At 57.4% G+C, this 21,824-nt stretch carries 21 protein-coding genes and 1 pseudogene; 6 read left to right on the plus strand and 16 right to left on the minus strand.

Annotation, left to right across the window (positions count from 1 at the left end; all coding sequences use genetic code 11):
- Positions 1–143 precede the first annotated feature (143 nt).
- From K3169_RS02710 to K3169_RS02720, 3 genes are all read left to right on the plus strand, one after another.
- Positions 144–1,436, plus strand: a complete 1,293-nt coding sequence (locus K3169_RS02710) for a sensor domain-containing diguanylate cyclase (protein WP_027902458.1) — start codon at positions 144–146, stop codon at positions 1,434–1,436.
- Positions 1,437–1,858: 422 nt separating this feature from the next.
- The gene (locus K3169_RS02715) at positions 1,859–3,637 is read left to right on the plus strand and encodes an acyl-CoA dehydrogenase C-terminal domain-containing protein (protein ID WP_263269872.1); all 1,779 of its coding nucleotides are present in this window, start codon (positions 1,859–1,861) and stop codon (positions 3,635–3,637) included.
- A 365-nt stretch (positions 3,638–4,002) separates the two neighbouring features.
- Positions 4,003–4,164 (plus strand): YqaE/Pmp3 family membrane protein, encoded by a 162-nt coding sequence (locus K3169_RS02720; protein WP_049826708.1) that lies wholly within the window; start codon positions 4,003–4,005, stop codon positions 4,162–4,164.
- Positions 4,165–4,273: 109 nt separating this feature from the next.
- Here K3169_RS02720 and K3169_RS29680 read toward each other — a convergent pair whose 3' ends face one another.
- The 12 genes and pseudogenes from K3169_RS29680 to ubiE form a co-directional block, all read right to left on the minus strand.
- The gene (locus K3169_RS29680) at positions 4,274–5,170 is read right to left on the minus strand and encodes a methyl-accepting chemotaxis protein (RefSeq protein ID WP_411567040.1); all 897 of its coding nucleotides are present in this window, start codon (positions 5,168–5,170) and stop codon (positions 4,274–4,276) included.
- Between the two features lie 9 nt (positions 5,171–5,179).
- Positions 5,180–6,217, minus strand: a pseudogene (locus K3169_RS29685) (methyl-accepting chemotaxis protein); the annotation flags it as partial.
- Positions 6,218–6,480: 263 nt separating this feature from the next.
- Positions 6,481–8,394 (minus strand): methyl-accepting chemotaxis protein, encoded by a 1,914-nt coding sequence (locus tag K3169_RS02730; protein WP_263269874.1) that lies wholly within the window; start codon positions 8,392–8,394, stop codon positions 6,481–6,483.
- Between the two features lie 260 nt (positions 8,395–8,654).
- Positions 8,655–9,362, minus strand: a complete 708-nt coding sequence (locus tag K3169_RS02735; RefSeq protein ID WP_122707510.1) for a 16S rRNA (uracil(1498)-N(3))-methyltransferase — start codon at positions 9,360–9,362, stop codon at positions 8,655–8,657.
- Positions 9,359–10,153, minus strand: coding sequence for a twin-arginine translocase subunit TatC (tatC, locus tag K3169_RS02740; protein WP_027901646.1), 795 nt, complete (start codon positions 10,151–10,153; stop codon positions 9,359–9,361). Before tatC ends, K3169_RS02735 begins: the two co-directional genes overlap by 4 nt.
- Positions 10,150–10,641 (minus strand): Sec-independent protein translocase protein TatB, encoded by a 492-nt coding sequence (gene tatB, locus K3169_RS02745; RefSeq protein ID WP_027901647.1) that lies wholly within the window; start codon positions 10,639–10,641, stop codon positions 10,150–10,152. The genes tatC and tatB overlap by 4 nt, the downstream gene beginning before the upstream one ends.
- A gap of 10 nt (positions 10,642–10,651) precedes the next feature.
- Positions 10,652–10,924: a twin-arginine translocase TatA/TatE family subunit gene (locus K3169_RS02750; RefSeq protein WP_027901648.1), complete on the minus strand. Its 273-nt coding sequence runs from the start codon at positions 10,922–10,924 to the stop codon at positions 10,652–10,654.
- 41 nt (positions 10,925–10,965) lie between these two features.
- Positions 10,966–11,298, minus strand: coding sequence for a phosphoribosyl-ATP diphosphatase (locus K3169_RS02755; RefSeq protein ID WP_027901649.1), 333 nt, complete (start codon positions 11,296–11,298; stop codon positions 10,966–10,968).
- Positions 11,299–11,301: 3 nt separating this feature from the next.
- A complete protein-coding gene (gene hisI / locus K3169_RS02760) occupies positions 11,302–11,694 on the minus strand; it encodes a phosphoribosyl-AMP cyclohydrolase (RefSeq protein WP_027901650.1) in 393 nt (130 codons plus the stop codon).
- Between the two features lie 68 nt (positions 11,695–11,762).
- Positions 11,763–13,382, minus strand: coding sequence for a ubiquinone biosynthesis regulatory protein kinase UbiB (gene ubiB / locus K3169_RS02765; protein WP_027901651.1), 1,620 nt, complete (start codon positions 13,380–13,382; stop codon positions 11,763–11,765).
- Positions 13,379–14,002, minus strand: a complete 624-nt coding sequence (locus K3169_RS02770) for an SCP2 domain-containing protein (protein ID WP_095092502.1) — start codon at positions 14,000–14,002, stop codon at positions 13,379–13,381. The genes ubiB and K3169_RS02770 overlap by 4 nt, the downstream gene beginning before the upstream one ends.
- On the minus strand, positions 14,002–14,772 hold the full coding sequence (ubiE, locus tag K3169_RS02775) for a bifunctional demethylmenaquinone methyltransferase/2-methoxy-6-polyprenyl-1,4-benzoquinol methylase UbiE (protein WP_027901653.1): 771 nt from the start codon (positions 14,770–14,772) through the stop codon (positions 14,002–14,004). Before ubiE ends, K3169_RS02770 begins: the two co-directional genes overlap by 1 nt.
- 143 nt (positions 14,773–14,915) lie before the next feature.
- Between ubiE and K3169_RS02780 the strand changes: the two genes are divergently transcribed.
- Positions 14,916–15,194: a polyhydroxyalkanoic acid system family protein gene (locus tag K3169_RS02780; protein ID WP_027901654.1), complete on the plus strand. Its 279-nt coding sequence runs from the start codon at positions 14,916–14,918 to the stop codon at positions 15,192–15,194.
- 106 nt (positions 15,195–15,300) lie between these two features.
- On the opposite strand, the gene K3169_RS02785 is transcribed toward K3169_RS02780, so the two are convergent.
- A protein-coding gene (locus K3169_RS02785) for an IS3 family transposase (RefSeq protein ID WP_263269877.1) occupies positions 15,301–16,448 on the minus strand; the annotation gives its coding sequence in 2 pieces (ribosomal slippage) (positions 15,301–16,193 and positions 16,193–16,448; 1,149 coding nt in all).
- Between the two features lie 290 nt (positions 16,449–16,738).
- Here K3169_RS02785 and K3169_RS02790 point away from each other — a divergent pair.
- Both K3169_RS02790 and K3169_RS02795 read left to right on the plus strand, forming a co-directional pair.
- A complete protein-coding gene (locus K3169_RS02790; protein WP_095092500.1) occupies positions 16,739–17,164 on the plus strand; it encodes a phasin family protein in 426 nt (141 codons plus the stop codon).
- 10 nt (positions 17,165–17,174) lie between these two features.
- A complete protein-coding gene (locus K3169_RS02795; protein ID WP_263269878.1) occupies positions 17,175–18,032 on the plus strand; it encodes a phasin family protein in 858 nt (285 codons plus the stop codon).
- A gap of 246 nt (positions 18,033–18,278) precedes the next feature.
- Here the strand turns inward: K3169_RS02795 and K3169_RS02800 are convergent, their stop codons facing one another.
- The 3 genes from K3169_RS02800 to phaZ form a co-directional block, all read right to left on the minus strand.
- The gene (locus K3169_RS02800) at positions 18,279–18,893 is read right to left on the minus strand and encodes a TetR/AcrR family transcriptional regulator (protein ID WP_027901998.1); all 615 of its coding nucleotides are present in this window, start codon (positions 18,891–18,893) and stop codon (positions 18,279–18,281) included.
- A 157-nt stretch (positions 18,894–19,050) separates the two neighbouring features.
- Entirely contained in the window at positions 19,051–20,736 is a 1,686-nt protein-coding gene (phaC, locus tag K3169_RS02805; protein WP_263269879.1) for a class II poly(R)-hydroxyalkanoic acid synthase, read from the minus strand.
- A gap of 151 nt (positions 20,737–20,887) precedes the next feature.
- The gene (gene phaZ / locus K3169_RS02810) at positions 20,888–21,742 is read right to left on the minus strand and encodes a poly(3-hydroxyalkanoate) depolymerase (protein WP_027901996.1); all 855 of its coding nucleotides are present in this window, start codon (positions 21,740–21,742) and stop codon (positions 20,888–20,890) included.
- Positions 21,743–21,824 lie beyond the last annotated feature (82 nt).

A 21,824-nucleotide genomic window follows, 5' to 3' on the forward strand; every position in this document is an offset into this window, starting at 1 on the left:
CTCCTGCCAATAAACATTTCCGGATTGCTGCCGTTAAAGAAAGTAGCCTGCTATTTAGTTCTTCTGAATGCATATCCGAGCGGATGAAGGCACAATGCCAGCTACTAAGTTCTTTACCCTGTGATGGGTAGGAGACATCCCATTTGTTGCGTTCTTCTGCTGCACGCCTGAGTCATTTTCTGCCTTCGCTGGTTTTATTGGTGGGGGGGCTGGGGGCCGCATACGTCAAGGACCTGAACGTTTTCTTCACGTCCCTGTTCAACGTTCTGCCCACTCTGGTTCTGCTATTGGGTGGCGCGTATTGCTGTGTCTATCGTCGCCAGCGCGAGCTGTTTTTGATGATTACCGTCTACACCGCCTATTTCCTGCTCGACACGCAAACTGATTATTTCCGCGATAACGGCAAGGTGCGTGAAGACGCTGCCGTGGTGTTCCATCTGGTGTGCTTGCTGCTGCCCTTGTTGTACGGGGTCTATGCCGCCTGGGAAGAGCGAACTCACTTGGTCCAGGACCTGATCGCCCGCCTTGCGGTGTTGGTCGCGGTGGGTGCTGTCGCGCTGGGGCTGGAGCAAAGCTATCCGGCTGCGCTGTTGGCGTCGCTGGCAGAAATCCGCTGGCCTGCGCTGCATGGCTCGTGGATGAGCCTGATTCAGCTGTCCTACCTTTCTTTCCTGATTGCCTTCGGTTTGCTTATCGCGCAATACGTGCGCAAGCCTCGTCCCTTGCACGCCGCGCAGCTGATTGGTCTGGTTGGCCTGTTCTGGGCATTGCCGAAAACCTTCATTTTGCCGTTCACGCTGAACATCATGTGCAGCCAGGTGATGTTGATGATTGCAGCGGGTGTCGCTCATGAGGCTTATCAAATGGCCTTCCGCGACGAACTGACCGGTTTGCCGGGGCGTCGCGCGCTCAATGAGCGTATGCAGCGTCTGGGGCGCAATTACGTTCTGGCCATGGGCGACGTCGACCACTTCAAGAAATTCAACGACACCCACGGCCATGACGTGGGCGATCAGGTATTGCGGCTGGTGGCCAGCAAGTTGTCGAGAATCACCAGTGGCGGCGGTAAGGCTTATCGCTATGGCGGTGAAGAGTTCGCCATCGTGTTTGCTGCCAAGTCCATCGAGGAATGCATTCCGCATCTGGAAGCCATTCGTGAATTGATCGCCAACTATGAGATTCAGTTGCGCAATCCCGATAACCGCCCCAAAGACGATCAGCAAGGCCGTCAGCGACGAGGGGCAGGGCCTGCCACCAGTGTGTCGGTGACGGTCAGCATTGGCGTTGCCGAGCGTCTGCCGGAGCATCGCACCCCTGAAGAAGTCCTCAAGGCGGCCGACCAGGCGCTCTATGCCGCCAAAGGCGCTGGCCGCAACTGCGTCATGTCCCACGGGCAGAGCACCAAGCGCGGTGCTGTGCGGACAGCTGCTGCTTAATCTTCCCCGGACGCTCACCTCCCTGTAGGAGCGCGCTTGCCCGCGATTCGGTCTGTCAGTCGATAAATATATTGGCTGCTCTGACGCTATCGCGGGCAAGCGTGCATCAAACAAAACGCAAAATTAATGGATTGAAATGCATGTTCTGTAGGAGCTGCCGAAGGCTGCGAAGCATTTCTCCTGATACACCGCGATCGCAGCCTTCGGCAGCTCCTACAGGAATTGGCATGATGCGAAGCAGTCGTGGGCTCTCTGACGGTTGCTGGATATTTGCGTGACTTAAATATGTAATTTGGTCATATATCGACCCTATGTGTCTCTAGTGGCGTTGGAGTACACTCGTCCCATCGACACTGACTTCGCGCACTCATCGCGCGATTCCTCCATTCAGACGTACTGCTCCTGTCCCAGTGAGGTTTGCCATGGCTGACTACAAAGCGCCGTTGCGCGATATGCGTTTCGTACTTAATGAGGTTTTCGAGGTCTCGAAGCTTTGGGCGCAGCTGCCGACACTGGCCGAGACGGTTGATGCAGAGACAGTCGAAGCAATCCTTGAAGAAGCCGGCAAAGTCACCAGCAAGAGCATCGCACCGCTGAGCCGTAATGGCGACGAACAGGGATGTACCTGGAACGACACTGCCGTGACTACCCCCAACGGTTTCCCGCAGGCCTATCAAACCTACGCGGAAGGCGGCTGGGTGGGCGTTGGCGGTAATCCTGATTTCGGCGGCATGGGCATGCCCAAAGCGGTTTCGGCTCAGGTCGAAGAGATGCTCAATTCGGCAAGCCTGGCCTTCGGCCTGTACCCGATGCTGACTTCCGGGGCCTGTGTCTCGATCAACACCCACGCCACAGAAGAACTCAAAGCCACGTACCTGCCGAGCATGTATTCCGGCGCCTGGTCGGGTTCGATGTGCCTGACTGAGGCCCATGCGGGGACTGATCTGGGCATCATCCGCACCAAGGCCGAACCGCAGGCGGACGACTCTTACAAAATTTCCGGCACCAAGATTTTTATTACTGGCGGCGAGCACGACCTGACTGAAAACATCATTCATCTGGTTCTAGCCAAGCTGCCGGATGCGCCTGCTGGGCCAAAAGGTATTTCGCTGTTTCTGGTGCCGAAATTCATGGTTAATGCCGACGGCAGCCTGGGTTCGCGTAACACCGTGAGCTGCGGTTCCATTGAGCACAAAATGGGCATCCAGGCGTCCGCTACCTGTGTCATCAACTTCGATGAAGCGGTTGGTTATCTGATCGGCGAGCCTAACAAGGGCTTGGCTGCGATGTTCACCATGATGAACTACGAGCGTCTTGGCGTGGGCATTCAGGGCCTGGCTTCCGGTGAGCGTTCCTACCAGAACGCCATTGATTACGCCCGTGACCGTCTGCAGAGCCGTTCGCCAACCGGCGCGCAACAGCCTGAGAAAATGGCTGATCCGATCATTGTCCATCCGGATGTGCGGCGCATGTTGCTGACTATGAAAGCGCTGAATGAAGGTGGTCGTGCGTTTTCTACCTATGTAGCGATACAGCTGGATATCGCCAAGTTCAGCGAAGATGACGTCGCTCGGCAGCGCGCTGATGAATTGGTCGCGTTGCTGACCCCCGTCGCCAAAGCGTTCCTGACCGACATGGGCCTGGAAACCACTGTCCACGGCCAGCAAGTGTTTGGTGGTCACGGCTACATTCGGGAGTGGGGTCAGGAGCAACTGGTGCGTGACGTGCGCATCACTCAGATCTACGAAGGCACCAACGGCATTCAGGCGCTGGATCTTGTCGGTCGCAAGATCGTTGGCAGCGGCGGCGCCTACTACAAACTGTTCTCGGATGAGGTTCGTGGTTTCATCACCGGTTCTGACGCATCCCTGAGCGAATTCACCAAGCCGTTGAGCGCTGCGCTGGATACGCTGGACGAGTTGACTCACTGGATTCTCGACCGATCCCGTAACAACCCTCAGGAAATCGGTGCCGCGTCCGTCGAATACCTTCACGTATTTGGTTACACCACATACGCCTACCTGTGGGCGATGATGGCCAAAGCGGCGTTGGGTAAAGAAGCTCAGGAAGATTTCTACGCCAGCAAGCTCGGCACGGCACGTTTTTACTTCGCCCGCTTGCTGCCGCGCATCCACTCATTGAGTGCTTCGGTCAAGGCGGGAAGCGAGTCGCTGTTCCTGCTGGATGCGGCGCAATTTTGACGACTGAGGCTTTGTAAGCATTTGCTTACACTACGTGGTGCTTTTTTGCCTCTATCCGAATGTTGGATCCAAAGTTAATCTTTGTTCCAAGGACGTAGCGCAGGAAGCGCAACAAATAACACGGACACGTAAGGATGCCTGCCAGGATGGTGGGGAGAAATGGAAGTCAGGGAAACAGTCTGCAAAACCCCGCTTAGGCGGGGTTTTCTTATTGGGGCCGATTAAGTTGCAGATGATTTACGGCAGCTTCAACCCATGATTCTCCTCGGTAATGGCTGGTTGCCAGACCAAATGGAACCTCTTTCATTGCCCATGGGTCCATTCGCTGTATGGCTTACGAGAGCCATTTAATCTGGAGCTACCCCATGGACATTATTCGCATCATCTTCGCAATCCTGCTGCCGCCCGTGGGCGTGTTCATGCAAGTCGGTTTCGCCGGCGCCTTCTGGTTGAACATCCTGCTGACCATCCTTGGTTACTTCCCAGGCATCATTCACGCTGTGTACATCATCGCCAGCCGTAAATGATTCGCTGAACATGTTGGAGCGAGGCTTGCCCGCGAATCTATCGCTTCGGTGTGCCTGAAACACCGCGTTATCGTTCTTCGCGGGCAAGCCTCGCTCCAACAGTAACGCGCTAGCCCACCCGAAACTTCGCCACCAGTCCTTGCAAATGCGTCCCCAACCGCGCCAGCTCCACACTTGACGCCGCCGTCTGATCGCTCGCCGACGCGGTCTGCTCTGACACATCCCTCACGCTGATAATGTTGCGATTGATCTGCTCCGCCACGGCGCTTTGTTCTTCGCTGGCGGTGGCTATCTGCTGGTTCATGTCCTGAATGGTCGATACGGTGCGGGTAATCTGCTCCAGCGCGCTGCCTGCGCGGCGGCTCAATTGCACGCTGTTGTCGGTCAGGCTGCGGCTGTTATCCAGTGTCGTGGCGACTTGTTGGGTGCCGCTTTGCAACGCTGCAATCAGCTCTTCGATTTCCTCTGTCGACTGCTGTGTACGTTGCGCCAGACCGCGCACTTCATCGGCGACGACCGCAAAACCACGTCCGGCTTCTCCGGCACGCGCAGCCTCAATGGCAGCGTTCAGCGCCAACAGGTTGGTTTGCTGCGAGACTGACTTGATGACGTCCAGCACGCCGCCGATTTTGTCGCTTTCCAGCTTCAACAGATTCATGGCCTGAGTGGATTTCTTGACCTCGTCCGCCAATTGCTCAATCTGCCCGATTGCCTGTCCCACCACCTGATCGCCTTCCCGCGCCTGCTGATCCGCCTGCGCCGCCGCTTGAGAAGCCTCTTGTGCGCTACGTGCAACTTCGTGCACGGTCGCGGTCATTTCGTTCATGGCCGCAGCCACCTGATCGGTCTCGTCTTTCTGGCTGTTGACCCCGGTACTGGTCTGCTCGGTCACAGCCGACAGCTGCTGCGCCGCATCGGTTATCTGCGCGACGCCCTCGCTGATCCCGCCGATCAACTGCCGCAAGCTGAGGGTCATGGCCTGCATGCTGTCTTGCAGTTGCCCCATTTCATCTTTGCGCTGAACCTGTAAGTCCTTGCTCAAGTCACCCTTGGCGATACGTTCTGCGGCCGCCAGTGTCTCGCGCAGCGGTGCGATGATTTGTTGCGTCATGACCCAGGCTGCGAGCAGGCCAAGCAACATGGCCAATACGGCAACGCTGCTCAGCATGGTGCGAGAGGCGCCCGCCTCGGTGTCGCGTTGCTGGCTTTGCAGGGCCAGCAGTTCCGCGACGCTGCTCAGCATCTTGTCGCCCAGGTCTTCGAGCGTTTCCTGAGCGGCCTCCACTTTGACCTGAATGTCCTTGAAGTGACCGAGCTGAGCACGATAGCGCTCCAGCGCCTCTTTCGCCGGCTGCAGGCCTTTGAGGTTGCTGTCGGCCTGATCCTGGCCAATTTGCTGCACTTCTTTCAGAGACTCGTCGATAGCCCCAATGGCTGCTGTTTCATAGGCCTCCAGCGCAGTGAAGGTGTAGGCCTGAACCTGAAATCGAGCGTTCTGGATCTGCTGCTTGAGCTGCGAGATGTTGGTGAATTCATCCAGCCGCTCGCCATTGTCCTGCTCCTGGCTTACGGCTTTGAGCACTTCAATCTCCACCAGCGCGACAGCCTGTACCGCTTGTTCCGATTGTTGGTCCAGTTGAGTCCGGGACAAGTCTCGCCGTTGGTTCTCATCGCTGAGCGCCGTGAAAGTCTTTTCCATATCAGCGACGATTTTGCTTTGCCCGATCAGCAAGCCAACGCTGATGCGGTCGTCTGTTTCTTTTCGCAATGCCTCCAGATGGCTCTCCAGTCCATTGAGCTGGTTAACAACCTTGTTCGCGTTTTCCGGGCTGTTTTTCTGACGATAGATAATGCGGTCGGTGCGCAAATCCTTGGTCATGTTGCTCAGTTGCCCGATGGACGTCAGGGATTCCGAGCGTTCAATCATGGTGTCCAGACCATGCCAGCCGGTCAGGGTGATTGCCATCGTGAGCATCAGCACCAGGCCGAAACCCAGGGACAGCTTGAGTTTTACGCTGGTGTTGCCAAGCGTTTGGTTGATCCATCGAAACATCGGAAAGCTCCTGCAATTGTGCGAAACAGGTAGGGCCTGGACAAGCCAGGACCTACGTTGTCAGCGCATCGGCAGGGCAAAGAAGAGCGCGACCTGAGTTGGTCGTAGGAGGGGTCTGAGTGGGGTGTGTGAATGTCCTGACACAGCGAGGTCTCTTTGTGGGAGCCGAGCTTGCTCGCGATAAGGCTGGACGCGATCGAAAGTGAACTGTGTCCAGCCTTATCGCGAGCAAGCTCGGCTCCCACATAAAAGCCTAAGAGACGTTAAATCTTGAACTTGCTCACCATCACCTGCAAATGATTACCCAGTCGTGCCAGCTCAACGCTGGACGATGCGGTTTCTTCACTGGCAGCGGAAGTTTGTTCAGAGACATCGCGCACATTGAGGATGCTGCGGTTGATCTCTTCAGCTGTAGCGCTTTGTTCTTCGGCGGCAGCGGCGATTTGTTGGTTCATCGCCTGGATTGCCGAAACGGTCTTGGTGATGTTCTCCAGCGAGCTACCGGCACGGCGAGTCAGCTCCACGCTGCTGACGGTCAGTTCGCGGCTGTTGTCCATGATGGTCGCCACTTGCTGCGTGCCACTTTGCAGGCCTGCAATCAGTTGCTCGATCTCTTCGGTCGACTTCTGAGTGCGCTGAGCAAGGCTGCGCACTTCGTCGGCGACGACCGCGAAACCACGACCGGCTTCCCCGGCGCGTGCGGCTTCGATGGCGGCGTTGAGGGCGAGCAGGTTGGTCTGTTGTGCAACCGACTTGATCACGTCCAGGACACTGCCGATCTTGTCGCTTTCGCGCTTGAGTTCGCTCATTGCTTCGGTGGAGTTACCCACTTCCGAGGCCAGACGCTCGATCTGGGTAATCGCTTCGTTGACCACGCGATCACCCTCACGGGCTTGCTGATCCGCTGCTACGGCCGCTTCAGACGCCTCCTCGGCGTTACGTGCGACTTCCTGGACCGTGGCGGTCATCTCGTGCATCGCGGTGGCCACTTGATCGGTCTCGACCTTCTGGCTGTTCACCCCGGCGCTGGTTTGCTCCGTTACCGCAGACAGCTCTTCCGCCGCGCTGGCGATCTGGGTCACACCGTCGCGAATCCCGCCGATCAGTTGGCGCAGGTTGACGGTCATGCGTTGAATGCTGGTTTGCAATTGGCCCATTTCGTCGCGACGATCAACGATCAGGTCGTGGCTCAGGTCACCATCGGCAACGCGCTCCACAATATTCAGGGTTTCTAGCAACGGCCCGACGATCTGGCGGGTAATGACCCAGGCGGCAATGATGCCGAACACCAGTGCCAGCACGGTAGCGATGGTCAACATGGACTTGGCCTGCTGGCTGTCGGCCTCACGTTTGCTGTATTGATCGTCCGCCAGTTTCTGGGATGTGCCCAGTAGCACGACTGCATGCTTGGCCATTTTTTCCAGGGCTTGCTTGCTCGCCAGTTGTGCGTCGCGATACTGGCCGACTGCTGCACGGTAGCCTTTGAGCGCGGTGCTGGCTGCCTGCAATTGAGGGAGATAACTGGATGGAATACTGCCGGCCAGCGTGTTGATGCCGGTCAGTGCCTCGTCTATGGCGGCGTTGGCATTCTGTTCGAATTCGGCACGACCGCTGTAGGTGTAGCCGCGGACCTGGAAGCGCGCTTGCTGGATCAGCTTGCTGACGTCGACCACGGCATCAAATTGCACGACGCTGTCACCTTGCAGCAACGAGGCTTCGATCTTGTTGACCTCTTCCACAGCCTTGTCTGCCGTAGCGCCCAGATTGGTACGACTGGCTTCGCGTGTCTGGATAGCCTGGGTCAGCTCTAAGAATGCGCTACGGTATCCGCCAGCTGCTTGTGCCTGGTCTTCAAGCCATTGATGGCTTTCCGGGGTTGAGACCGTGCTGCGAGCGATTTTAGTCAGTGCGTCGAGCTTGTCGAGGGAGGCAATGAGCGCCTTGGCAGCCTCATCGTTGTACTGCATTTCGTACATCAGACGCTTGGAGCGCAGATCCAGGGTTTGCTCGCTGATTTGCGAAATCGAAACCAGTTTCTCACCGCGATCAATCAGCGATGCAACGCTCAACCACCCGGTGGCTGTGATCACTATGGTTAACAGTAAAACGATACTGAAACCAAGCCCGAGTTTCAGACGAACGCTCATGTTACCGAGACTTTTGCCGAGCAAACCCATGCGGAACTCCTTGGAATAGGTTTGTTGTAGGTAATTTCTTACAACATGCATCGGCAGGGGGATGGGGAACTGAAGGGAGGAGTCGTTATGGTCCTATCTGTAGGAGTGAGCTTGCTCGCGATGGCATCAGGTTTGGCGATAAGTTGTCGACAGGACAACCGAATCGCGACCAAGCTCACTCCTACACAGGTCGCGTTTACCGCGCGCTAGTGCTATGCGAAGGGCAAAGTGCAGCGTCTACAAAATTGTTTGCTCGTCGATCAGAACAGCCGGGCCAACAGCGCAGTCACTGCTGTTTCGACCCGCAGGATGCGCTCGCCAAGCTGCACCGGTTGCAGCCCTGCTTTGGTCAGCAGGTCGACTTCGTAGGGAATCCAGCCGCCCTCGGGGCCGATGGCCAGGGTGACTGGCCCGGTCACGGCGCGTGGGCAAGCGGGGAAGTTGCCGGGATGTCCGACCAGACCCAGAGTCCCCTGGGCGAGTTGCGGCAGGCGATCTTCGACAAACGGCTTGAAGCGTTTTTCGATAATGATCTCGGGCAACACACTGTCCCGTGCTTGCTCAAGGCCGAGAATCAGTTGCTCGCGGATCGCTTGAGGTTCAAGGAACGGCGTCTGCCAAAAGCTTTTTTCAACACGATAACTGTTGAGCAGAATGACCTTGGACACACCCATAGTCGCCACGGTCTGAAACACCCGGCGCAGCATTTTCGGGCGGGGCAGGGCGAGCAACAGGGTCAACGGCAGTTTGGCGGGCGGGGCGCTGTCGAGGGTGATGCGTAGCTCGGCTTCATGTGCCTCAAGCCGCAGCAGCTCAGCGCTGCCCAGCAAGCCGCCAATACGGCCGACACGCAGGCTGTCGCCAACTTCTGCGCGATGCACCTCTTGCATATGCTTGAGGCGTCTGTCGCGCAGTACGACCCTGTCAGCCGCAACAAAGTCGGCGTCTTCTAGAAGCAGCAGGTTCACGGCTGAGTCGCGGGCGGCTGGTCTTGCTTGTCTTCTTCGGGCTGGTCGTCGGCATGATCGCCGCGCTTGGTGATCATGGAACTGCACAACACCCCGATCTCGAACAACAGCCACATCGGCACAGCCAGCAGTGTCTGGGAGAAGATGTCGGGCGGGGTCAGAATCATGCCGACCACGAAGCAACCGATGATCACGTAAGGGCGGATCTTTTTCAGGTACTTCACGTCAACGATGCCGATCCACACCAGCAGCACGACGGCTACCGGAATCTCGAACGCTACACCGAAGGCAAAGAACAGCGTCATGACGAAGTCCAGATAACTGGCGATGTCCGTCATCATCGACACGCCTTCCGGCGTCACGCTGGCGAAGAAGTGGAATATCAGCGGGAAGACCAGGTAATAAGCGAAGGCCATGCCCGAATAGAACAGGATGATGCTCGACACCAAAAGCGGTACCGCGACGCGCTTCTCATGCTTGTACAGGCCCGGTGCGATAAAGCCCCAGATCTGATGCAGGATCACCGGCATGGCCAGGAACAGCGCTACCATCATCGTCAGCTTGAACGGCGTGATGAACGGCGAAGCCACATCGGTGGCGATCATCGTTGCACCTTCCGGCAGGAAAACCCGGAGCGGTGCCGAAACGAAGGTGTAGATCTTCTGGGTGAAGTAAAACAGGCAGGCGAAGATCACGAAAATCGCCAGGACGCATTTCAGCAGGCGCGAACGGAGTTCTGTGAGGTGCGAGACCAGCGGCATTTGCTGGTCATTTTCCGGAATATCGCTCATGGGGCTCGCGGTGGCAGTGACGAATCGTTGGCGGAGGGTGCGTTGGGTGCTGGCGCTGCGGGCGACACGTGCGCAGGTTCAGTCGCGACATGGGGCGTCGGTTCAGCAGCGGGCGTAGTGCCCGCCGGAGCGGCCGGCCCCAGATCAGCGGCAGGTGTCACAGACGGCGTGTTCGGGATGGTCGAAACCACCGGCTCAGCGGGCGTCTGTTCGGTTGCCGGAGGCGGGTTGGCCGGGGGCTGCTGCGGAGACATGATCTTGCGCGCTTCTTCTTCCAGCGACAGGATGTGCTCGTTATGCAGTTGCCGACGGATTTCGTCGGCGCCGATTTCGCGTTCAACTTCCTGTTTGATCGCATTGAAGCTGCGCTTCAGCCGGCCTATCCAGAGGCCAGCGGTACGCGCAGCGCCGGGCAGACGCTCAGGGCCAAGCACCAGCAAGGCGACGAGGCCGACCAGCAGCAGTTCAGAGAAGCTGATACCAAACATTCAATACGACCTAGTCTTTGCGGATTGGCTCTTCGACTTTATGCGCTTGCGCGTCGATGGTATGCGGCTGGTTCAGGGGCGAGCCCTGTGGCGCTGCTTGCGGCGGTTGCTGAGGCTGCACCGGCGGCTGCTCGGCAGGTTTCTCATCATCGTTCATGGCTTTGCGAAAGCCCTTGATCGACTCACCGACATCGCTGCCCAGACCCTTGAGCTTCTTGGTGCCGAACACCAGTACCACGACAACCAGGATGACGATCCAGTGTTTCCAGTCAAAAATACCCATGAAGCAATCCTCGTAGAAATTTCAAGCTCGAAAAGTGAAGGTCAGTCAGCTGTGCGTGCGGCTTTTTCCGCATGCCCGGACAAGCCGAAACGGCGGTCCAGTTCATCCAGCACTGCTTGTGGGTGCTGACCCAGTGCAGCAAGCATCACCATGCTGTGAAACCACAGGTCAGCGGTTTCGTAGATGACATCGCTGCAATCGCCGCTGACAGCGGCATCCTTGGCGGCAATGATGGTTTCGACCGACTCTTCGCCGACCTTCTCCAGAATCTTGTTCAATCCCTTGTGATACAGGCTGGCGACATAGGAACTGTCGGCAGCGGCACCTTTGCGCGACTCCAGCACTTCGGCCAGGCGGGTCAAGGTATCAGTCATGTTTCAGTGTCCTGCGTGATAAATAGCTTCAGGATCTTTCAAGACCGGTTCGACGGTCTTCCAGGCGGCGTCTTCGTAGACGCGATAGAAGCAGCTTTCGCGCCCGGTATGGCAAGCGATGCCGCCAATCTGCTCGACCATCAGGATGATCACATCGGCGTCGCAGTCCAGACGCAGTTCATGAAGCTTCTGCACATGGCCCGATTCTTCGCCTTTGCGCCAGAGTTTGCCACGCGAACGCGACCAATAGATTGCACGATTCTCTGCGGCGGTGAGGCTCAGGGCCTCGCGGTTCATCCACGCCATCATCAGAACACGTCCGGTCTTGTGATCCTGAGCAATGGCAGGCACCAGACCGTCACTGTCCCACTTGATTTCGTCCAGCCAGTCTTTCATATCTACTCCGGCAGCCGGGCTTCAGGCCTCGGCGGATTCAACAGTGTGCCAGCGGGCAGCGCCGCTGGCTATCGGCGGATGACCAGATACAGGCCAGCCACCAGCATGATCCATGCAGGCCAGGCGAGTGGTGCGACCAGCGCCGTACCTTCCGCGACCAGCGTCGAGGCCATGACCGCACCTCCGGCCAGCAGCGCCGAACCCAGCAGGCGCAATGCCCAACCGTCACCGCGTTCACGCCACGGTGGCGGCGGATCAGTCCGGTGAGGTTGCGACATGCGCTCCAACAGGTCCCGGGTCATGTTGGCCAGATGCGGAATCTGCTCGACCTGGGACTGCAGGTTGCCAAACAGTGTTTTCGGGCTGACGCGATCCCGCATCCAGCGTTCCAGAAACGGCTGCGCGGTGCTCCACAGATCCAGGTCGGGATACAACTGACGGCCCAGCCCTTCGATGTTCAACAGGGTCTTCTGCAGCAGAACGAGCTGCGGCTGGACTTCCATGTTGAAGCGTCGTGCGGTCTGGAACAGGCGCATCAGTACCTGACCGAAGGAAATATCCTTGAGCGGCTTCTCGAAAATCGGCTCGCATACAGTCCGAATCGCGGCTTCAAACTCGTTGAGTTTGGTTTCCGCAGGCACCCAGCCCGAATCAATGTGCAATTGCGCAACGCGACGATAATCACGTTTAAAGAAGGCAAACAGGTTACGGGCCAGATAATCCTGATCTTCCGGAGTCAGGCTGCCGACGATCCCGCAGTCGATAGCGATGTATTGCGGGCTCCACGGGTTGACCGTGCTGACGAAAATATTGCCGGGGTGCATATCGGCGTGGAAAAAGCTGTCGCGGAATACCTGCGTGAAGAAAATCTCAACACCGCGTTCGGCCAGCAACTTCATGTCGGTGCGTTGATCCGCCAGGGTTGCCAGATCGTTGACCTGAATCCCGTAGATGCGCTCCATGACCAGCACCTTCGGACGGCACCAGTCCCAGTAAACCTGGGGCACGTAGAGCAGGTCCGAGCCTTCGAAGTTGCGACGCAACTGACTGGAGTTGGCCGCTTCACGCAGCAGGTCCAGTTCGTCGTAAATGGTTTTCTCGTAGTCGGCGACCACGTCCACCGGGTGCAACAGGCGGGCATCGGCGGACATCCGCTCAGCTGTGCGCGCCAGTATGAACAGCCATGCCAGGTCCTGGCCGATGATCGGCTTGAGGCCCGGACGCACAACCTTGACCACGACTTCTTCGCCACTTTTCAGTTGCGCGGCGTGGACCTGCGCCACCGAAGCCGAAGCCAGTGGCGTGACGTCGAAGCGACTGAACACCTCGCTGATCTTCGCGCCCAGTTGTTCTTCGATGAGCTTGATCGCCACTTGCGGATCGAACGGCGGAACGCGGTCCTGCAACAGCATCAACTCGTCAGCGATGTCCTCTGGCAGCAGATCGCGGCGGGTAGACAGGATTTGGCCGAACTTGATGAAGATCGGCCCAAGGTCCTGCAGCGCCAGACGCAGACGCGCACCGCGGGGCAGCTCGGCGTTGTTGCGCGGCAGCAAACGCCACGGCATGACAAAGCGCGTGGCCTTCATCCACCACGGCAGCGGCAGGGCGAACAGCAGGTCATCGAGACGGTAGCGGATCACGACACGCTGGATACGAAACAGACGGCGGACGGCAAGCAGCTTCATGCGTTATCGCTGGAGTCAGAGGATTGGGCGAGGCGCTCAAAGCGCGCCTCAAGGCGTTCCAGATCAAGTTTGATCCGGTCGAGTTCGGCAAAGCGTGCTTCGGCTTCGTGTTTACCCACCAGGGTGCGCGACTCCTCGTTCAGGTAGTCGGCAAGGCTCTGGCTGAGGTTGGCGAAGCTGTCTTTGCTCCAGCGCGCGCGGCTGCGCAAATGATCACCCAGTAAGGTGGTTGCCACCGGACCAAGCCAGCGGGATAGCTCGTATTCCCAGTCCAGCTCGAGGTCCTGAAGGATTCCGACCAGTTCCAGTAATACGCCACTGTCCCCATCCAGCTCGACATCGGGGCCATGCAGCACGGCGCTCTTGTCCTTGCTCACCGCCAGACGCATCAGGCTGGCGGCCGGGGCGCGCAGGGTGCAATCCGCTTCAACTTCCCAGTGCGAGGCCAGCAGCAGACCTTCATCGCTGGGCAGAATGAACAGCTGTAGCGAAGGATTGCGGCAATCCACCGCGATCACCTTGCCCGACAGGCGCTCAAGACGTGGCAAGGCGGTGCTGTCCAGACGCAACACGCGGTTGATGCCGTGCTCGACGCTGGCGAGCAAGCCGCTGAGCAACATCAGGGTTTGATGCCGCGATGCAGTGCCACGACGCCTGCGGTCATGTTGTGGTAGGTCACGCGGTCAAAACCGGCTTCGACCATCATCGATTTCAGGGTTTCCTGATTCGGGTGCATGCGGATCGATTCGGCCAGATAACGGTAGCTTTCCGAGTCATTGGTGACCAGCTTGCCCATAAGGGGCATGAACGCGAACGAGTAGGCGTCATAGGCCTTGGACATCAGCTTGTTGGTCGGCTTGGAGAACTCCAGCACCAACAGACGGCCACCCGGCTTGAGTACGCGCAGCATCGAGCGCAGCGCATCTTCCTTGTGGGTCACATTGCGCAGGCCGAAGGCGATGGTCACGCAGTCGAAATGGTTGTCAGGGAACGGCAGCTTTTCTGCGTCGGCCTGTACGAATTTGACGTTGCTTGCCACGCCCAGGTCCAGCAGTCGGTCGCGACCGACCTTGAGCATGGAGGCGTTGATGTCAGCCAGCACCACTTCGCCGGTCGGGCCGACCAAGTGGGAAAACTTTTTGGTCAGGTCGCCTGTACCGCCCGCAATGTCCAGCACGCGGTTACCGGTACGAACGCCGGAAAGTTCAATAGCGAAGCGCTTCCAGAGGCGATGCATGCCACCGGACAGCAGGTCGTTCATCAAGTCGTACTTGGCTGCGACGGAGTGGAACACCTCCGCAACTTTCTCTGCCTTCTGGCTTTCCGGCACATTTTTGTAGCCGAAGTGAGTAGTAGGTTCGGCATCGCTGCCTTTGCGCGGATCATTCATATCGCGTTCACCGGAATAAAGTGTTGCCATTCTAATCGTCGTGGCTGGCTTTGTCTTGACAAGGCTCATCGCCAACAGTTTCTTCATCCGGGTCGGCTGGTATAGTTGCCCCACGATTGACCTTGCGCTGAAGGAGCCATCGAATGGCCAAGATTACTGTTGAACGCCCGCATTCGCTGGGCAAGGAAAAGGCTCGCGAGAAGGCTGAGCTGCTGGTCGAGAAGCTGGCCGACAAATACGGCATCGAGCACGAGTGGAGCGGCGACGTCGTCAAGCTTGAAGGCAAGGGCGCCAAAGGCTCGGTCGATGTCGGAGAGGATTTTGTGCGGGTTAACCTGGAGCTTAATTTTTTCCTGTCGGCCATGAGCGGACAGATTCAGGCAGAGGTCGAGCGACAGCTGGATAAAGCGCTGGTTGCTTGAGTCATACCACCGACTAAACAAAACCCGCAGATCCCGTGGGAGCGAATTCATTCGCGAAAGCAGTATGCAGTGGTCAACTTTTTCCGGACACCTCAATCGGTGATTGTCAGGCTGCTTGCCGCTCATATTGATTGGGCGGCACATAGCCCAGTTTCGAGTGCAATCGCCCCTCGTTGTAGAACCGCACGATGTAGTCCGTGATGTCCTTTATCGCTTCGGCGTGGTTGGCGTAATCCTTCCTCCAGGTACGCTCCATTTTCAGGTTCAAAAAGAAGCGCTCCATAACCGCGTTGTCCCAGCAGTTACCCTTGCGGCTCATACTGCAACGCATTCCATTGCGGGTCAGCAGCGCCTGATAAGCCGCTCCTGCGTACTGACTGCCTCGATCCGAGTGGACGATCAAACCTGGCTCAGGTTGGCGTTGAGCGATAGCCAATTGCATGGCGCTGATTACCAGCTCGGCTCGCATATGAGGGGCCATGGCCCAGCCCACGATCTTGCGCGAGAAAAGGTCCATGACCACTGCCAGGTACACCCAGCCGCCGCGTGTGCGGATATAAGTAATGTCTGCAACCCAGGATTGATTGATCGCCCCAGGGTTGAACTGGCGATTTAGAAGGTTTTCAGCCACCGGCAAGTTGTGATTGCTGTTGGTTGTGTGAACAAACTTACGCTTCCAGACCGGGCGCAGACCTTGTTGTTTCATAAGGCTGCGCACCTTGAAGCGACCAATCGACAGGCCTTCTTTACGCAATGCGCTCACCACACGACGACTACCATAGCAACGCTCCGACGCTTCAAAGGCTGCCTTGATCCTGGCCGCTGCCGGACAGGCGGGCTTGGGTTTCAAACGACGCTGTTGGGCCTCATAAAGACCGGAGCGACTGATCCGCAGTACCCGACAGAGACGAGCCACCGGGTAGGCCTTACGTTGTAATTGGTGAACCAGTTGATGGATCACTTCAATTCGCGGGCAAAGAAGGCCGTAGCTTTTTTTAGGATGTCATTATCCATTTTCAGCTCACGAATCTGCTGCTCCAGTTGGCGAATACGCTGTTGCTCGCTGGTCAACGGGTTGCCAATTCCCGGGCCACCTAACAGCTCGGCCTTGTATTGCTCAACCCAGCGACGCACTGCCGTATCGCTCAGGTTCATATCAAGGCAGACAGAGTTCACACTCTGGCCTTGATCGACGATGAGCTTGCAAACATCAAGCTTGAAAGCGGCATCGAATTTTCTGTATTTCTTGGTCATGGTGACTCCTCAATGGATATAGTTTCCCCTATTGAGGTGTCCGGGGTCATTAGACCAGCGCAGTATTTCATTCGATGAAGATGTATTGGATGTACTGGCTTCTTCGCGAATGAATTCGCTCCCACACAGTCTGCACAGGGGCAAACTCACCCAATTCCTACCCCCATTTCCTACATCCCTTCAACATCACCCAAACCTAGGGTGAGCTTTCTAATTTTTCCGACTACTTTCGTGTCCATGCCCCGTTGTCCCTGGGGGTGATCCTCAAACATTCGAGCGTGAGGTGCACCATGGCCAAAGTTACGTTGAAGAAAAAAATCAAAGACGAAGAAAACAGTTCGGTCTCCGACGTTCGCCTGTATGCCCGCAAGGTCTGGCTGGCCGGGCTGGGCGCTTATTCGTGGGCCGGTCAGGAAGGCGCTGAGTACTTCAAGGAGCTGGTCAAAGCGGGTGAGCAGACCGAAAAGAAAGCCAAAAAAGTGATCGACGAAAAGGTCGATGCCGCTAATAGCGAGATCGATTCGGCTAAAGATGAGCTGACTTCAGTGAAGGGTCGGGTCGAGGTGCAACTCGATAAAATCGAAAGCGCTTTCGATCGGCGGGTCGCCAGCGCCTTGAATCGCATCGGTATACCGTCTAAACATGACGTGGAGACACTGTCTGCTAAGCTCGATGAGCTGACGGCATTGCTTGAACGTGTCGCGCGTAAACAATAAGGAGAGCAGGATGGCTGGCAAGAAAAAAATCGAGAAAGAAGGCAGCTCCTGGATTGGCGAGGTGGAGAAATACTCCCGCCAAATCTGGCTGGCTGGTTTAGGCGCTTACTCCAAGATCAGCAATGACGGCAGTAAGCTTTTTGAAACGCTGGTCAAGGACGGCGAAAAAGCCGAGAAGCAGACCAAGGTGGAAGTCGAGAAACAAGTCGATTCCGCCAAGGATTCTGCCAAGGCTGCGAAGTCTCGTGTAGGTGATGTCAAAGACCTCGCGATGGGCAAGTGGAGTGAGCTGGAAGGGGCTTTCGACAAGCGTCTGAACAGCGCCATTTCGCGTTTGGGCGTACCTAGCCGTAACGAAGTGAAGGCTCTGCACAGCAAGGTCGATCTGCTGACAAAACAGATCGAGAAGCTGACAGGTGCTTCAGTGACTCCTGTTTCAAAAGCGCCGGCTTCCAGAGCTTCGACTTCCAAGGACGCGGCGTCCAAACCGGCACCTAAAACTACGGCCAAGCCACTGGTGAAAGCCGCTGCGAAACCGGTTGCCAAAGCCGCCGACAAGGTTGCCGCGAAAACCGCTGCAGCCAAACCGGCAGTGAAAGCAGCAGCGGCCAAACCCGTTGCCGCCGCTAACAAGGCTGCGACTAAAACCGCGACCAAGGCCAAGTCTGTAGCGGCCAGCAAACCGGCGACTGCGAAGAAACCGGCCGCTGCCAAGAAACCTGCTGCGCCGAAAGCGGCACCGAAGGCAGCCGCCAAACCGGCTCCGAAACCCGCTGCCACACCAGCAGCAACACCTGCACCCGCTGCGACCAATACCGCCGCCGCACCGGCATCGGCTGCACCGTCGACACCAGCAAGTCAGTCCTGATTCAAGGGCTGTAAAGCGAAAAGCCCGATCTGCGCAAAGCGGGTCGGGCTTTTTTATTGGGGCTCAAATGCAATCCCTGTGGGAGCTGGGCTGGCCCGCGATAAACGATAACTCGGTGCATGCCTGTAAATAAAGTTGACCCTATCGCGGGCAAGCCCAGCTCCCACAGGGGTATGTGTTTGTTGCGCCAACGCAGAGTGTCAGAGGCAGAGCCGCTGCCTGAAGAACTGTCAGTACTGCGAGAAATCACTCCTCCAGATAATGCATCGCCAATTGCTGCGCCGCATGCCGTGAACCCGGCGTCAGGTGTGGTGCGACGAGCATCATGATCTGGTAGACCACCACCCGTACTTCAGCTTCGCGACCCAGAATCCGTTGGTAATCCAGCGAGAACAGTAGGGTCATGGTGATTTGCTCCACCAGTTGCCCCAAAGCCTGGGTATCGCTGACCACCTGGCCTTCAGCTTTCAGGCGTGCCAGTAACGACGCCAGCGTGCGTTTGAGGCTATTGAGCAGGCTGCGAATACCGCGAGCCAGTTTGGGCAATCGACCCGCCAGGTTGGACAGATCCTGAAACAGGAAGCGGTAGTCGGCCAGTCGCTCGACGATCAAGTGCAGGAACAGCCAGTAATCTTCGGCGGCCAGTTGCGCGTCTTCGGGCGGGTTCAGCAGGGGCGAAAGCTCTGCCTGGAAACGCTCGAACAGGCCGAGCACCAAGGGCTCTTTGCCGTGGAAGTGGTAGTAAAGATTGCCGGGACTGATGCCCAGTTCGTTGGCAATTTCCAGCGTGGAGACATTGGGCTCGCCCTGTTGATTGAATAACGTCAGGGCACATTCAAGGATTCGGTCGCGGGTTTTCATCCGGTCTTCTTGTCAGGGGGCGGATTAAGCAGGTTATAAATCTGTGGGAGCGAATTTATTCGCGAAGGGGCTAGTACATTCGATACATATTCGTCGTCGATAAGGCCGCATTCGCGAATGAATTCGCTCCCACAAGGAGGTTTTGAATTTCGCGACCCTACCGAACATGCACATAAGTCCCCGGCGCTGCTTCCATCGCCGGATGCATTGCGTTACCCAGCGCCATCTGGGTTTCGCGCTGGGTGCTGGACCGGGCTTGTATCCATTCCAGCCAGGCAGGCCACCAGCTACCCTCATGTTTCTGCGCGTCGTAATACCATGCCCGTGGATCGCTGCTGAGTTTGCTGTTCTCGACATAGTTGGCTTTAGGGTTACCCGGCGGGTTGAGAATGCTCTGCACGTGACCACTGTTGGACAGCAGAAAGCGCCGGTCGCCGCCCAGCAGCAGTGTCGAGCGATAGACCGCGTCCCATGGCGTAATGTGATCGTTGATGCCTGCGACGTTGAAGCTGTCCACGGTCACCTTCTGCAGATCAATGGGGGTGCCACAGACTTCCAGTCCGCCAGGGTGAGTCAGCGGGTTGTGCTTGAAGAAGTCCAGCAGATCGCCGTGCAATGCGGCGGGCAGGCGGGTGCTGTCGTTGTTCCAGTACAGAATGTCGAAGGCGGGCGGGGATTTGCCCAGCAGGTAATTGTTGATCCAGTAACTCCAGATCAAATCATTCGGGCGCATCCAGGCGAAGATTTTCGCCATGTCCCGACCGTCCAGCACGCCTTGCTGATACGAGCGACGCTTGGCAGCTTCAAGAGTCGTTTCATCGATGAACAACGTCGCAGCGCTGTCGATCTGGCTGTCCAGCAGGCTGACCATGTAAGTTGCGCTGGCGACTTTGCGAAGTTGCCGCTTCGCCTGCAAATGCCCTTGCAGCGCGGCGATGGTCAGCCCCCCTGCACAGGCACCGACCAGATTCACGTCCTTGGCGCCAGTGATGGACCGGCATGCGGCCATCGCTTCTTCGGTGGCCTGAACGTAGGTGGACAAGCCCCATTCACGGTGCCGGACATCCGGATTTCGCCAACTGATCATGAAGGTCTGCAAGCCGTTCTTCAGGCAGTACTGGACGAAGCTGTTGGCCGGGCTCAGGTCAAAAATATAGAACTTGTTGATTTGCGGCGGCACGATCAATAACGGCCTGGCGTACTGTTTTTCGCTCATTGGCTTGTACTGGATCAACTCTAGCAGCTCGTTGCGAAATACCACCGAGCCTTGGGTGGCCGCCACTGTGCGACCCACTTCGAAGGCGTCTTTAGTGGTTTGTCGGGGCAGGCCGTTGTTGTGCAACAGATCATCGAACATGTGGCCAATGCCCTTGACCACGCTGTTGCCGCCGCTGTTGAACAGCTCTTTGACGGCCATGGGGTTGAGCAAGGTGTTGGACGGAGAAAGAGCGTCGTTGAGCAGCGAGAAAATGAAGTGCGCCCGGTCGCGATCATCCTTGGACAGATCGGTGTCATCGATCCAGTGTTTAACCTGATGCTGCCACGCCAGATACGTTTGCAAGCCGCGACGGTACAGCGGATTCAGCGTCCATGTAGGGTCTGTGAAACGGGTATCTCGGGCGGGCAACTGATAGGGCGTTTCCCCCAGCAGCACGACACGGCTGACTTGCTTGCCGAGGGCCAATGCGTGGCGGGCGCTGCGCAATGGATGCTGCAGACCTTGGGCGGCAACCTTGCGTAATGTTGAAAACAAATCCTGGCCACGCAGGCCGGTGATCGCACTTTGTGCATTGATGTAAGTCGCCGGTGTGATCTCGGCGCTTTTGGCTGATCGTTCTCGCATGGGGGCAACACTCCTTCGTCGTGCCGATACATCTTTGCGGACGCATGCTCCTCGGGGCATGCGTCGTTTTGCGCCGAACAACTTCCATTCAACCGGCGCAGTCAGTGACGCTTTATTTGCGGTGCGGGGAATCCTTTTCTGTCTGTGATGATCAGCGTGCGCTGGGTGTCGGATGCGGATGCATCACGGCTCGCTGACGCTCCTGCTGGAGGAATTTCATGATGATTGGCGCGACTGCTTCGGCACGGGTGATCAAGAACAAATGACCGTCATCGATTATGTGTAGCTGGGCATTGGGGATCCGCCAAGCCAGCAGGCGCATATTTATCAGCGGGATCAGCGGATCGTCGTCACCGGCCAGTACCAATGTAGGCTGATGGATCTTGTGCAGCCAGTGAATGCTGGTCCAGCCCATGCCCGCAAACAGTTGCCAGTAATAGCCCAGCTTGCCGGACGAACGGACCTTTGCCGCATGGTTGGCGGCCAGATAAGGATCGCGCCGAAATGCGCCGCCGTAAATTTCCGGTGCAATGCGGATCACATGGGAAGGCTGGATATAACGCCGCGGGCTGGCCATCAACCAGAGCACTCGCGGTTTGCCGGGCACCATCACCGCACCGGCTGACGTCGCCGCCAGAACCAGCTTTTTGCAGCGCTCGGGGTAGTCGTGGGCGAACTGTTGAGCCAGCGCGCCGCCCCATGAAACGCCGATAGCGTTGACCTGGCCATAGTCCAGATAATCGAGCATGCGCGCCGCCAGTTTTGCCAGACCGGGAAAGCGGTACGGGCGACTGGGCGTCGAGGAGCCACCGACGCCGGGCACATCAAAGGCGATGACTTCCAGATCCGGGTCCAGCGCATCAACGAACGGGAACACCAACTCCAGGTTGGCGCCTATGCCATTGAAAATCAGCAGAGGAGTCAGGTGACTCTTGCCAGGGCGTACAGCGGTTCGGATGCTGTGGCCATCCAGATCGATAGTGCGAAAAATAAACGGTTGCGGCATGCGCGAAGCCCTGTGGGTTAAACCGCTGGTGCAGTTATGCATACGTCGTAGGACCGGCTTTAGCCGGGAGAGGGCCGGTACA

The sequence above is a fragment of the Pseudomonas phytophila genome (assembly GCF_025643095.1).
Taxonomy (GTDB): Bacteria; Pseudomonadota; Gammaproteobacteria; order Pseudomonadales; family Pseudomonadaceae; genus Aquipseudomonas; species Aquipseudomonas quasicaspiana.

Coding starts and splice junctions, on each gene's coding strand:
- K3169_RS02715 (WP_263269872.1), top strand. CDS start 1,859: ATGGCTGACTACAAAGCGCCGTTGCGCGATATGCGTTTCGTACTTAAT.
- K3169_RS02720 (WP_049826708.1), top strand. CDS start 4,003: ATGGACATTATTCGCATCATCTTCGCAATCCTGCTGCCGCCCGTGGGC.
- K3169_RS29680 (WP_411567040.1), bottom strand. CDS start 5,170: ATGGGGCAACTGCAAGACAGCATGCAGGCCATGACCCTCAGCTTGCGG.
- K3169_RS02730 (WP_263269874.1), bottom strand. CDS start 8,394: ATGGGTTTGCTCGGCAAAAGTCTCGGTAACATGAGCGTTCGTCTGAAA.
- tatC (WP_027901646.1), bottom strand. CDS start 10,153: ATGAGCGATATTCCGGAAAATGACCAGCAAATGCCGCTGGTCTCGCAC.
- tatB (WP_027901647.1), bottom strand. CDS start 10,641: ATGTTTGGTATCAGCTTCTCTGAACTGCTGCTGGTCGGCCTCGTCGCC.
- K3169_RS02750 (WP_027901648.1), bottom strand. CDS start 10,924: ATGGGTATTTTTGACTGGAAACACTGGATCGTCATCCTGGTTGTCGTG.
- K3169_RS02755 (WP_027901649.1), bottom strand. CDS start 11,298: ATGACTGATACCTTGACCCGCCTGGCCGAAGTGCTGGAGTCGCGCAAA.
- hisI (WP_027901650.1), bottom strand. CDS start 11,694: ATGAAAGACTGGCTGGACGAAATCAAGTGGGACAGTGACGGTCTGGTG.
- ubiB (WP_027901651.1), bottom strand. CDS start 13,382: ATGAAGCTGCTTGCCGTCCGCCGTCTGTTTCGTATCCAGCGTGTCGTG.
- K3169_RS02770 (WP_095092502.1), bottom strand. CDS start 14,002: ATGTTGCTCAGCGGCTTGCTCGCCAGCGTCGAGCACGGCATCAACCGC.
- ubiE (WP_027901653.1), bottom strand. CDS start 14,772: ATGAATGATCCGCGCAAAGGCAGCGATGCCGAACCTACTACTCACTTC.
- K3169_RS02780 (WP_027901654.1), top strand. CDS start 14,916: ATGGCCAAGATTACTGTTGAACGCCCGCATTCGCTGGGCAAGGAAAAG.
- K3169_RS02790 (WP_095092500.1), top strand. CDS start 16,739: ATGGCCAAAGTTACGTTGAAGAAAAAAATCAAAGACGAAGAAAACAGT.
- K3169_RS02795 (WP_263269878.1), top strand. CDS start 17,175: ATGGCTGGCAAGAAAAAAATCGAGAAAGAAGGCAGCTCCTGGATTGGC.
- K3169_RS02800 (WP_027901998.1), bottom strand. CDS start 18,893: ATGAAAACCCGCGACCGAATCCTTGAATGTGCCCTGACGTTATTCAAT.
- phaC (WP_263269879.1), bottom strand. CDS start 20,736: ATGCGAGAACGATCAGCCAAAAGCGCCGAGATCACACCGGCGACTTAC.
- phaZ (WP_027901996.1), bottom strand. CDS start 21,742: ATGCCGCAACCGTTTATTTTTCGCACTATCGATCTGGATGGCCACAGC.